This window comes from Synechococcus sp. R60.1, assembly GCF_047461835.1.
Taxonomy (GTDB): domain Bacteria; phylum Cyanobacteriota; class Cyanobacteriia; order Thermostichales; family Thermostichaceae; genus Thermostichus.
Genome location: NZ_JANSIA010000003.1, coordinates 33,492 through 45,690, shown reverse-complemented (window position 1 = coordinate 45,690; position 12,199 = coordinate 33,492). Strand labels below are relative to the sequence as shown.

Below are 12,199 nucleotides of genomic sequence, written 5' to 3'. Positions count from 1 at the left end.
AACGCAGATCATGATAGCCACTCCTGCCGGTTGCGGCTCGCAGCGGGCTGTTGAGGGCTAACGAGAAAGCCGACAACGGTCACAGGTGCCACAGGGCAGGCCGGGCTGCTCCCTAGGGTAGCCAAAATAGGGCAAGATCGCCTGCCACCGACAGCCGCGGGCGTGGATGAGGGCTTCCATCCCTTGCCAGGGATCCTCTCGTCTTAAAGGCTGCCAACGGCGGTGCAACACCTGAAAGCGAAAGGGATCCGGCCAGTGCAGGCAGCCCATCTCCTGCAGCAGACCCAAGGCCACCCGTGCCTCTCCGGGCGGCAGGTCGGCGTAGGATCCCTGCTGAGGCAAGGTTTGCAGCAGGTGGCGTGCTCGGGCCTGAAGGCGCTCCTGCTGGGAATAGAAATAGGCTTGGCGCCGGCGATCGCTGGGATCCAGCATGCCCGTCGGCTCCGAGACCAGCATCAGGGCCCGACAAGGGCCACCATCCCGACCGCCTCGCCCCACCTCTTGCAAATAATCCATCAAGGTGGGCGGGGGATGAAAGTGCAGCACCCAACGCACATCCGGCTTGTTGATCCCCATGCCGAAGGCGTTGGTGCAGACCAGAAAGCGCAGTTCCCCCTGCAGCCAGGATCGTTCTAGCCGGCGGCGGGATCGCGCTTCCAGCCCCCCGTGATAGGTGGCGGTTTTTAGGTTCTGTCGGCCCAGCCACTCGGCCAGCTCTTCCCCATCCCGTCGGGTGCGCACATAGACCAGACCCGACCCGGGATTCTCGCCCAGGAATCGCAGCAGACGACGACGGCGATCCGCCGGGCTCCAGGCTATCGCCACATTGAGGGAGAGGTTGGCCCGCAGGGGATCGGCGCGAATGTGCTCCGGATCCCGCAGCCCCAGGATTTGGCTGAGGCGGCTGCAGGTTTGGGGGTCAGCCGTGGCGGTAAAAGCGGCGATGGGAAAAGAGGGCTTCACCGGGGCCAGAGCCGGGCGCAGCAATCCCAGACGGCGGTAGTCGGGCCGGAAGGATCCCCCCCAATGCACCAACGTGTGGGCCTCATCCACGATCAGGCCGTTGATTTGCACCTGAGGCTGTTGCAGCCGTTGCCAAACGGGGGGGCTGAATAGGGTCTCCGGCCCCAGATAGAGCAGGCGCAGTCGGTTTTCCTCAAGGGCCTTCAACACCCGCTTGCGCAGGGCTGGATCCAGTTCGCTGTGGAGACAGGCTGCCGGCAGCTTGCGTTTCCAGAGATCCTGAACTTGGTCTTCCATCAGGGCGATCAGGGGCGAGACCACCAGCGTCACCCCTGTTTGCAGCAGGGCTACTAGCTGAAAGCACAGGGATTTGCCAAACCCCGTCGGCAACACCACCAGCGCGTCGCGCTTGTCCAGCAGAGCGCGGATCACCTGATCCTGGGGTGGGCGCAGCCTCTCGTAACCCCAGTGTTGCTTGAGGGCGCGCTGAATCTGCTGCCAATCTTGCAAACGGCAACCCCCTTTTCAACAATTTCCTTCAGCAATCTACAGCGATTTCGGGAGAAGCTGTCTTATAGGCTATTTCAAATCCCGCTGAACCTGCTAGCTCCCCTCTCCCAAGGGGTGAGGGCGCAGAGGATCGGCCCCACCGGCTTGCCTGTAGGGGATCCCTGTCACACCTATCCCCGTGTCCAGGGGGCTGGGATCAGGATCCCCGGCAGAGAAGGGATTCTCACCTGCTGCATGGGTGAAGGTGTCGATGGCGGCGGGCTTGTGCGATCCTAGAGCTGGGACTTCCCGCCTGCTTCGATACTTTTCCCATGACTGCCCTCGACTCCTCGCGCCTGCTCCAGCCCAGAACGGCCTCTGTTCACCGTCGCACTGGAGAAACGGATGTCCAAATTCATCTGAACCTGGATGGCAGCGGGCGCCATGAGATCGATACTGGGATCCCCTTTTTGGATCACATGCTGGCCCAGCTCAGCACCCACGGGTTGATCGATTTGCAGATCAAGGCCATAGGGGATCTGCACATCGACGATCACCACACCAACGAAGATGTGGGCATCACGCTGGGACAGGCTCTGGCGCAGGCTTTGCAGGATCGGCGGGGCATTCATCGCTTCGGCCATTTTTGGGCGCCTTTGGATGAAGCTTTGGTGCAGGTGGTGCTGGATTTTTCGGGTCGCCCTCACCTCAGCTATGGCCTGGAGCTGCCCACAGAGCGCATTGGCCGCTACGAAACCCAGTTGGTGCGGGAGTTTTATCAGGCGGTGGTCAACCACGCCCAGCTTACCTTGCACATTCGCCAAGCTGCCGGTCTCAACGCCCACCACATTGTCGAGGCCAGTTTTAAGGCGTTTGCCCGTGCCCTGCGCATGGCCGTAGAACGGGATCCCCGCCGACAAGAAGGGATCCCTAGTTCGAAGGGAGTACTCTAGGCATGAACTGGCCACGGAGACTGTTGGCCTTGGCTCTGGGATTGGGGACAGTTTTCTTCGGTCTGGGCCAGATGGGGGGTGCAGAGCGCTTGGGGGTGTTTCTGCCGCCTTTGTTTGATTGAGTTCTCCTTGCCCGTGGAGGATCTGGCCCGGTTTGCCCACAATGGCACGGTGAGCCGGCAGTTGGATTTTTATCTGCGGCGGCTTACGCCAGAGCAGCAGGCAGCTTTGGCAGATTTGCTCACACGCGATTTTGATCCCAGCACCTCTGCGCACTACTTTGATTCGAGACCTGAGGCCAGAACAGATCCAACTGGCCTTGTCCGCAGCAGAGGTGCGGAACACTTTCCCGTGAGAAGTGTCTTGAGCTGAGGAGCTGAGAAGAGGGCTGGCTGCTATCTTTGTCGGATGGCCCTCCTTGGTCTTGTTGAATCTCTGCCCATGCTGCTGTTGCTGACCAATCTGATTGCCGTTTTGCTGTTTTTGCTCTGCCCTTAGTGGATGCTGAGTGGATGCTGAGGCGGGAGTTCGGCGGCACAGGAGTGCTGGCGGGAACCTTTGGCCTCATCGACCCGCAGCAGTTGGGAATCCCGGAGACTTTGGCGGTGGGTTGGATCCCAGGGTTGAGCTGGGCCTGGGTGCTGTTGGCGCTGTTGTCATGTCTGGCTCTGGGGATCAAGGAGCGGCAAGTGCGGGCCCGCTGGCTGTACAGCTTGGGAGTGGTCGGTCTGGTTCTATTTGGGCTGGGCTTGCTCTGGTTTTATGGGGCAGTGGGGGCGGTGAATGGGGCGGCCCTGGCGGAGGGGATCCCGCCGGCTCGGTTGCCGTTGCGGCGGTTCAGCCCTTCTTTGGCTGGCTATGCCAGCTTTGCCTATGCCCTGCTGCTGTTGCTGCTGGGGCGGCTGCAGTTGCCGGGAGGAAAAGCTTTTTTGGTGCGGCAGCGGCAGATCATCGTACCCCTGAGTGCCTTGGGGGCGGCGGTGGCAGCAGGGGCGGTGGTGGTGGGGTTGCTGCGGCCCGGCCTGGGCTCCTCGCCCGATTCGCCTTTTTTTGTAAAGCTGAGCACCAAACTGGACTTGATCACCTACACCTTTTCATTGCTGCAGGCGGCCTGTTGCCCGGCTATTTCACGGATCCCTTGCAGGCAGCCCAGGTGGAAATGGACTGCGATGAACGCTCAACTTGAGTACCTCTGAGCGGAGATCTCGTTTGCGCTGGCGCTGCGGAGCAATATGGCAACTCTGTTTTGGGCTTTGATCCCGGCTACCCTGCGCTCCACTACCCCTCTGTTGCTCACGGCCTTGGGGGGCATGTACTCCGAACGCAGCGGCGTGGTCAATATTGCCCTGGAGGGGATCATCTTGTTTGGGGCTTTGGCGGCGGCGGTAACCACCCAACGCCTGGAAGCTTCCCTTCTGGCCCAGACTCCAGCAGCTCAGGTGGGTTGGATCCCTTGGGTGGGTTTGTTGGCCGGCGCCTTAGGGGGGGTGGCCATTGCCTTTGTGCATGCGCTGATGTGCATCCGCTACAGAGCCGATCAAATTGTCAGCGGCACTGCCATCAACCTGTTGGCCATGAGCGTGCCTTCGCTGGTGCTGCAATCGTTCTACGGCAACACCACCAACTCTCAAGAAATTGTCAATCGGCTGCCGCTGTGGCATGGGTTTAGCCCCTTGGTGTATCTGGCCTTTCTGTTGGTGCCAATCTCCTGGTGGTTGCTGTTCAAAACACCCTGGGGCTTGCGGCTGCGAGCGGTGGGAGAGCATCCTCAGGCTGCTGCCACCATGGGGGTGGATGTCCTGGGTATGCGCTACGCGGCGGTGCTGCTCTCCGGCCTGTTGGGGGGCCTGGCGGGGGCCTACCTTTCCATTGGCTTTTTGAACCAGTTTGTCCGCAACATGTCAGCAGGAAAGGGCCTTATCGCCTTGGCAGCGATGATCTTTGGCAAGTGGCACCCCTTCGGGATCCTGGGCGCGACGCTGTTGTTTGGGGCCACCGACGCCCTGGCCATTCAACTGCAAGGGGGAGATGTGATGCCGCCCGTGTTGATCCAGGCGTTGCCCTTTGTGTTGACGATGGGGGTTCTATCGGGAATGCAGGGCCGCGCCCGCCGCACTCGTCCGCCGGCTGCCTTGGGCAAAATCTACAGCAACTGAGAAAGAGCCCAGAATTAAGATCCAAGTTGCGGGCTTGGGCAGCAGTTAGTCAGGTGATCGGGGTCGATTGCACATCCCTGCTGGGTGCGCTAGTTCTGGACGCGATTCTCAGTGTGGGCCTGTTGGCTCCCGCCTTGGCAGCCCAGATGGGGCAAAGTCTAGCCGGTAGGGATCCCCATTTGGGTTTATTCTGGACTTAGCCATCTTTCCAGAGTTGCACCTCAGCTTGTGCGGGATCCAGAGTCGAAAACGGTTTCACCCCATCGGGATTCTGGCGGTGGCCAACCCTGGAGGCTCTTGTTCCAAGCAGTCGGTAAATCAATCTATGTTAGGGGGGGATGAAAACCATGGACATTGATCTCCGTCCGCTGATCGTTCTGTCGCCCATTGTTTTGGTGGTTGCCTGGGCTGCCTACAACATCATCAAGGCTGCCATCAAGGGAGAAGCCAAGCTCTTCGGAGAGAGGGGCAACAACCCCTTCGGCAGAGGCGGGAGCTGAACGTGCGGATCCGGTCACAGCCGGCAGGCTCAGTATGCTAGGCGAAGCAACCCAGGCAGCGGTAACCCCTTCCGAGGGAGCCCGCTCAACATCCGCCGATGTGATTGTCATCGGGGCGGGAGTGGCCGGTTTGGTGTGTGCAAGGCAACTGCTGCGGGCGGGGCTGCGGGTTCTGGTGCTGGAAAAATCGGCGGGCTTGGGCGGGCGCATGGCCACCCGTCGAGTTGAGCACGCTGGGCAAACGGTGCCAGTGGATCATGGGGCTCAATACCTGACTGCCGATTCGGATGGCTTTTATCGCTGGGTGAAGGAGCTGCTGGGCCTGGGGCTGCTGGCGGAATGGACGCGCTCGCTGCATGTGCTGGATCGAGAAGGGCTGCGCCCAGAGGATCCCAACGACGAGAAACCACGCTACGCTTGCCCCCAGGGCATGACAATGCTGGCCAAACACCTGGCTGCCCCGCTGTCGGTACACACCCAAACTCGTGTGGTCAGCCTCAAACCTTTGGCAACAAGCTGGCAATTGAGGGCGGAGAACGGCCAATGCTACGAGGCTGCTGCCCTGGTGGCGACAATCCCGGCCCCCCAGTTGCTGCCCCTGCTCCGGGAAGGGATCCCTTCGGCTGAAAACCTGTTGCCTCTGCTGGAATCCGCCCAGTATCAACCCTGCCTTGCGGTTTTGGCGGGCTACTCTGAGCATACGCCGCCTTGGAAGGGGATCAAGTGCTTGGAGGATCCGATGTTGGCCTGGCTGGGACTGGACAGCAGCAAGCGCCTGCAGCCGCTCCCGCCTGTGGTGGTCTTGCATGGGGGGGCGGAGTGGTCATCTCTGTACTTGGAGGCCGGCCCCTCTGAGCTGGAAAAGGCCGGTCGAGAATTGCTGGCCCACGCAGCCCAACGGCTGGATCCCTGGTTGGCTTCGCCACAATGGATGCAGGTGCACCGTTGGCGCTACGCTTTGCCTTTGGAAACCACGGGATTGGCCAGCTTAAGCACCCGTGTGCCGGTTTCCGCTGCTGAGGGATTGCCTTTGGTTTGTGCCGGCGATTGGTGCGCCGGAGGGCGCGTAGAGGGGGCTTGGCTCTCAGGACACAATGCCGCCAAAACCTTGCTCGAAATGCTTTCTGGGAAATGAGGGTATGCACAGGCCGACCCGGTCGGCAGGGCAAGTGCCTGACCTGGCGCAGGACAGAGATGACGGCAAGACCACTGGGAGGGTAGGCTGAGGGCCGCTGAGAATTTCCACCCTCTGGGCCGGGGAGTGTGTCAAGCTAAAGGGTGGATCCCCCGGCAGATGCTCTCCTCTCCACTCATGTCCAGAATCTGTACAATCTACCGCCGTGCGCAATTTGCCGCCAGCCATCGGTACTGGTTGCCCGAACTCTCAGAAGCCGAGAACTTAGCCCGCTTTGGCCCAAATGCCCGTTTTCCCGGCCATGGCCACAACTATGTGCTGGAGGTGGGCATGAGTGGTGAGGTGGATGACTATGGGATGGTGCTCAACCTCTCGGAGGTGAAGCAGGTGATCCGGCAGCGGGTGATTCAAGATCTCAACTTTGCTTATCTAAATCAAGCTTGGCCGGAGTTTGCCCAAACCTTGCCCACTACCGAGTTTATCGCTTACGTGATTTGGCAACGCCTGGCCGATGCCTTGCCCCTAACCAGCGTCCGTCTGTACGAAGATCCTGAGCTTTGGGCCGAATACCGAGGAGAAGCCATGCAAGCCTACTTGACTGTTGCCACCCATTTCAGCGCCGCCCACCGCTTGGCTCTGGATCACCTGAGTTTTGAAGAAAACAGCGCCATCTACGGCCTCTGTGCCCGTCCCCACGGCCACGGCCACAACTACGGCCTGGAGATCACCGTCAAGGGATCCATCGACCCGCGCACGGGGATGATCGTGGACTTGGCGGCCCTGCAGCGGCTGATCGAGGAGCAGGTGGTGAAGCCGCTGGATCACACCTTTTTGAACAAAGACATTCCCTACTTTGCCCAGGTGGTGCCTACTGCCGAAAACATCGCCCTCTACATCCAGCGGCTGCTGACTCTGCCCCTGCGGGAGCTGGGGGTGCAGTTGCATCGGGTTCGCCTGCAGGAGAGTCCCAACAACAGCAGCGAGGTCTACGGGGAGTTTCCGCTGGAAGAGCTGCTCAACTCCTCAGAAGGACAAGATGTGGCTTCTTCCGCTTCTGGCAGCCGTATTGCCATGCAGGGCTGATGCGGCCATCATGTTGGATCTGGTTAAGCTGAGCGGGCAAATTCCTGCCTTCACGCGGCACCTGCAACAGGAGTCGAAAGCCAGCCAAGAACGCCTCCGCCAAGCCTGGCAAGTTTTCGAGCGCTGGCAGCAGGAGCCGCAGGTTTGGCAGTCCCGCTGGGCCGAGTGGGGATCCCATCTGTCGTTTGTTTGCGCCAGCCCCGCCGAGCCGCCGGAAGCCTGGGGATCCCTGCCCAAGGTCGAGCCTCTGCAGGGGCGACACACGGTGGTGGCCACGGATGGATCCCAGATTTTGCCCAGCCATCACGAGATTGCCTACTGCTCGCTGATCAATGTTGGGCGCGTGGTTCTCCACTACGGCACCCAGGAGTGGCCGCTCCTGGACAGCCAGCCCCTGCTGCTGTATGGAGATGGGCCCCTTGCCCAGCAAAACCGCTCAGACTCCCCTCTCTCGGAACCGCGGGCAGAAGGGTTGCCGAGGGCCCCCCTTAACCGGCGAGACTCTCGCCCGCAGCGCGCTCCAGGTGAACGCAATCCTACCAGCGGCACGGAGTCCTCGTTGGGGCTGGAAGAGATATTGGCCTTACGACGCTCCCAAGCGGAACTGGAGGAGCTGGCTCGTTTGGCCCTGTCGGTGCCCCGTCGCCGCACCACGCTGGCGCTCCTGGATGGATCCCTAATCCCTTGGGGACTGGAGCCTCTGCCCCAGTCGGCCCGGCGCCCCTGGTTGGATCCCATTCTGGCGACCTTGGAGCAGTTGCGGGCGGCCCGCATTCCTCTCGTGGGTTACATCAGCGCCTCCCGCAGCAGCGAAACCCTCAACTACCTGCGCTTGGGGCTGTGCCCGTACCTGGGCTGTGACTGCTACCGCTACTGTCCCGGCGAGAAGTCTCCTCCCTGCCATCCCTTCGCCCCCCTGGCAGACCGCGTCTTTTGGGGATCCCTGCTGCAGCCGGGAGAGCGCAGCCCCCTTTGGCGCAGCGGCGCCAGCGTGTTGGACGCCTTCGGGGAACACCACGTCCACTGTTGTTACCTCAATGTTGGCGAGGGATCCCTGGGCCAAGCCGAAATTGCTCGCCTGGAGTTTCCCGCTTGGGTGGTCCAGGATGCGGAGTTGCTGCAGCGGGCTCTGGCAGGGGTGCTGAGCCAAGTGCACAAGGGCTTTGGCTACCCCATCGCCTTGGCGGAAGCCCATCATTTGGCGGTGGTGAGAAGCGGGGATCGGCAGCGGTTTTTTGCCTTGATCGAGCAGGAGCTGCTCCGGGCCGGCCTGCGCCACGTGGCCGTCTCCCGCAAGGAAGCCCAGAAGCGGAGTGGCATTGCCTGAACCGACGCCGGGGATCCCTGGCACCCAAGAGAAGGCTGTAGCCTATTGAGGGGATCCCCATTCAACGGCTAGGGTTGCCAAGGTGTCCCAATCCTGTCTCTGTTGCCGACATGACCGACATGATGATCCGAGCCCCTCTGCGCAGCCTCATCTCCCCCCTCACCCACGACCCCCTTTGGTACAAAGATGCAATCATCTACGAGCTGCCGGCACGGGCCTTTTTCGACAGCGACGGCGATGGCGTGGGCGACTTCCAGGGCCTGACCGAAAAGCTGGACTACTTGCAAGAACTGGGGATTACAGCCGTCTGGCTGCTGCCGTTTTTCCCCTCGCCTTTAAAAGATGACGGCTACGACGTTTCTGACTTTACCAGTGTTCACCCTGACTTGGGCACCCTAGAAGACTTCAAGATCTTTCTGGAGGCTGCCCATAAGCGGGGGATCCGCGTCATCATTGAGCTCATCCTCAACCACACTTCGGATCAGCACCCCTGGTTTCAGCGGGCCAGACGAGCTGCCCCCGGCACCCCCGAGCGGGACTTTTACGTTTGGAGCGATACCCCCGAAAAGTACAAAGAGGCCCGCATTATCTTTCAAGACTTTGAAGCCTCCAACTGGACCTGGGATTCAGCGGCCAAGGCCTACTACTGGCACCGCTTTTACTCCCACCAGCCAGATCTCAACTACGACAACCCCGCCGTACAAAAAGCCATGTTCGAGGTGGTGGACTTTTGGCTGAGCTTGGGGGTAGATGGCATGCGGCTGGACGCGGTGCCTTATCTCTACGAGCGGGAGGGCACCACCTGCGAGAGCCTACCGGAGACCCATGCCTTTCTCAAGGCTCTGCGCCGACACATTGACCAAAGGTATCCTGGCCGCATGCTGCTGGCGGAGGCCAACCAGTGGCCAGAAGATGCTGTGGCCTACTTCGGCGATGGGGACGAGTGCCACATGGAGTTCCACTTTCCCCTCATGCCACGGCTGTTTATGGCCATCCAGATGGAGGATCGCTTCCCCATCATTGACATCCTGCAACAAACCCCTCCCATTCCTGAAACCTGCCAGTGGGCCCTCTTCCTGCGCAACCACGACGAGCTCACCCTGGAGATGGTCACTGACGAGGAGCGGGACTACATGTACCAGGTGTACGCCAAGGATCCCAACGCGCGGGTGAACCTGGGGATCCGCCGCCGCTTGGCCCCCCTGCTGGGCAACAGCCGCCGCCGCATCGAGCTGATGAACAGCCTGCTGTTTTCTCTGCCCGGCACGCCGGTCATCTACTACGGGGACGAGATCGGCATGGGGGACAACATCTACCTGGGGGATCGCAATAGCGTGCGCACCCCCATGCAGTGGAGCGCCGACCGCAACGCCGGCTTTTCGCGGGCCAACCCTCAGAAGCTCTACCTGCCCATCGTCATCGACGCCGAGTACCACTACGAAGCTGTCAATGTGGAGGCGCAGCGAAACAACCCCCATTCCCTGTGGTGGACCATGAAGCGGCTCATCGCCGTGCGCAAGCGATTCCAAGCTTTTGGCCGCGGCTCCTTTGAGCTGCTCCACCCGGAAAATCGCAAGGTGCTTGCCTTTGTGCGAGCCTACCGCGGCGAGCGCATCTTGGTGGTGGCCAATCTCTCCCGCTACGCCCAGTGGGTGGGGCTGGATCTATCGCCGTGGGAAGGATTGATCCCGGTGGAGATCTTTGGCCACACCGAGTTTCCCCCTATTGGGCGACTGCCCTATTTCCTAACGCTAGGCCCCCATTCCTTTTACTGGTTTTCCCTTGAGCCCAAAACGGAGACCATCCACCTCAGCCCCAGCAAAGCGGAGGAGCAGGAACGCCTGGTCCCTCTGGTTGTTCAAAGTGGTAGTCCTCTGGTTGTTCAAAGTGGTAGTTGGGACAGTCTCTTGCAAGGGGAAAGCCAAAAGCAGCTGGAGGCAGTCTTGGCGGACTACCTCTACCGCTGTCGTTGGTTTGGCTCCCAAAACCGCCAGCTCCAGGCGATCCATATCCTGCAGGCTATCCCCTGCCGCCGAGAAGAGGAGTCCTTGCTGGGCAGCCAGATCTTGCTTCTCCAGGCCGAGTTTATCGAGGGCGATACGCAGCTCTACTCTCTCCCTGTGGGCTATGCCACCCAAGAAGCAGCCGTACACCTGCGCCTAGAGATGCCCCAGGCGGTCATCCTCCCTGTGCAAGTGGCCGGAGGGCCGGCGGGAGTAATTTTCAACGCTCTGGCTGACAAAAGCTTCTTGCTGCGGCTGCTGCAGCTAATTGCCCAGCAGGGCCGCCTGCGTCACCGTCAGGGAGAGCTCTGGGCCACTAGCTTTGCTGCCCTTGAGCATGACCTGGAACCCCGCCTCCTCAAGGCGGAGCAGAGCTACACCTCCGTTGTCTATGGCAACCACTACCTCCTCAAGCTCTACCACCGGGTGGCCGAGGGGGTAAACCCAGAGCTGGAGATAGGCCGCTACCTGCTGGAGCACCATCCCCAGGTGCGCGTGCCACGGCTGCTGGGATCCCTGGAGTATCGCCGTCGTCGCGGGGCCCGTGGGTTTGATCCCGCCGATCAGCCCATTACCCTGGCCATTTTGCAGGAGTACATCCCCAACGAGGGAGATGCCTGGCACTACACCCTGGACAGCCTGGGGCAATTTTTTGAGGCGGTGCTGGTTCACTACCAAGAGGTGGATCCCGTGCCCGTGCCGCAGGGATCCTTCTTGGAGCTTTCCCAACAGCCCTTGCCAGAGCTGGCCTACGCCATCATCGGCAGCTACCTAGAATCGGTGCGGATCTTGGCCAAGCGCACCGCCGAGCTGCACATCGCCCTGGCTGCCGATACGGAGAACAAAGACTTTGCCCCAGAGCCTTTCTCCAGCCTGTACCAGCGCTCCGTTTACCAGTCCATGCGCAACTTGGTGGGGCAGGTGTTTCCGCTGCTGTTCGCGTCAGCGGGACGGAGTCCTTATAAGCAGCTCCCCAAGCTGCCGGAAGCAGAGGCCAACTTGGCTCGGGCTGTTTGCGACCAAGAAGGGGAAATCATGAGCCGCTTCCGCCTGATCCTGGAGCGGAAGATCACCGCCCTGCGTACCCGCTGCCACGGGGATTATCACCTGGGCCAGGTGCTGTTTACCGGCAAAGACTTTGTCATCATCGACTTTGAAGGGGAGCCGGCCCGCTCTTTGGGCGAACGGCGTCTCAAGCGTTGCCCCTTACGGGATGTGGCGGGGATGCTGCGATCCTTCCACTATGCTGTCCACACAGCTTTGCGCCAGCAACTGGAGAGCGGCTTGGTCTGCGCCGACCACTGCCCCGATATGATGCGGTGGGCCCAGTTTTGGCACCGCTGGGTCTGCGCGGGCTTTTTGGCCGAATATCTGCAGGTGGCTTCCCAAGCGGCTTTTTTGCCCCGCAGCCTGCAAGAGATAGAGGTGTTGTTGGACGCCTATCTGCTGGAAAAAGCCATTTACGAGCTGGGCTATGAGTTGAACCACCGCCCCGAGTGGGTGGAGATTCCCCTGCGCGGGATCTTGCAACTGCTGGGCATTTCCACCAAGGTTTAGGGGATCCTGTCGGCAGGCCATTTGGGGTGAGCG

General features: G+C 60.9%; 10 protein-coding genes. 9 read left to right on the top strand and 1 reads right to left on the bottom strand.

Annotated elements, in window-relative coordinates:
- Positions 1-57: 57 nt before the first annotated feature.
- Positions 58-1,473 carry a RecQ family ATP-dependent DNA helicase gene (locus NW834_RS01090; RefSeq protein ID WP_414418829.1) on the bottom strand — a complete coding sequence of 472 codons (1,416 nt, stop codon included), beginning with the start codon at positions 1,471-1,473 and terminating at the stop codon, positions 58-60.
- A 311-nt stretch (positions 1,474-1,784) separates the two neighbouring features.
- Between NW834_RS01090 and hisB the strand changes: the two genes are divergently transcribed.
- The 9 genes from hisB (at position 1,785) to treS (ending at position 12,166) form a co-directional block, all read left to right on the top strand.
- Entirely contained in the window at positions 1,785-2,405 is a 621-nt protein-coding gene (hisB, locus tag NW834_RS01085; protein ID WP_011432314.1) for an imidazoleglycerol-phosphate dehydratase HisB, read from the top strand.
- Between the two features lie 135 nt (positions 2,406-2,540).
- Positions 2,541-2,777 (top strand): alpha/beta hydrolase, encoded by a 237-nt coding sequence (locus NW834_RS01080; RefSeq protein WP_414418845.1) that lies wholly within the window; start codon positions 2,541-2,543, stop codon positions 2,775-2,777.
- Positions 2,778-2,917: 140 nt separating this feature from the next.
- Entirely contained in the window at positions 2,918-3,601 is a 684-nt protein-coding gene (locus NW834_RS01075; RefSeq protein WP_414418830.1) for a hypothetical protein, read from the top strand.
- Between the two features lie 36 nt (positions 3,602-3,637).
- A complete protein-coding gene (locus tag NW834_RS01070; protein WP_414330799.1) occupies positions 3,638-4,561 on the top strand; it encodes an ABC transporter permease in 924 nt (307 codons plus the stop codon).
- 347 nt (positions 4,562-4,908) lie between these two features.
- Entirely contained in the window at positions 4,909-5,061 is a 153-nt protein-coding gene (locus tag NW834_RS01065) for a photosystem II protein Y (RefSeq protein ID WP_414330801.1), read from the top strand.
- A 34-nt stretch (positions 5,062-5,095) separates the two neighbouring features.
- The gene (locus tag NW834_RS01060; RefSeq protein WP_414382402.1) at positions 5,096-6,196 is read left to right on the top strand and encodes an NAD(P)/FAD-dependent oxidoreductase; all 1,101 of its coding nucleotides are present in this window, start codon (positions 5,096-5,098) and stop codon (positions 6,194-6,196) included.
- A gap of 177 nt (positions 6,197-6,373) precedes the next feature.
- Positions 6,374-7,279, top strand: coding sequence for a 6-carboxytetrahydropterin synthase (locus tag NW834_RS01055; protein ID WP_011432318.1), 906 nt, complete (start codon positions 6,374-6,376; stop codon positions 7,277-7,279).
- 10 nt (positions 7,280-7,289) lie between these two features.
- Positions 7,290-8,606: a DNA double-strand break repair nuclease NurA gene (locus NW834_RS01050; RefSeq protein WP_414350687.1), complete on the top strand. Its 1,317-nt coding sequence runs from the start codon at positions 7,290-7,292 to the stop codon at positions 8,604-8,606.
- Between the two features lie 110 nt (positions 8,607-8,716).
- Positions 8,717-12,166 (top strand): maltose alpha-D-glucosyltransferase, encoded by a 3,450-nt coding sequence (gene treS, locus NW834_RS01045; protein WP_414418831.1) that lies wholly within the window; start codon positions 8,717-8,719, stop codon positions 12,164-12,166.
- Positions 12,167-12,199: the final 33 nt, after the last annotated feature.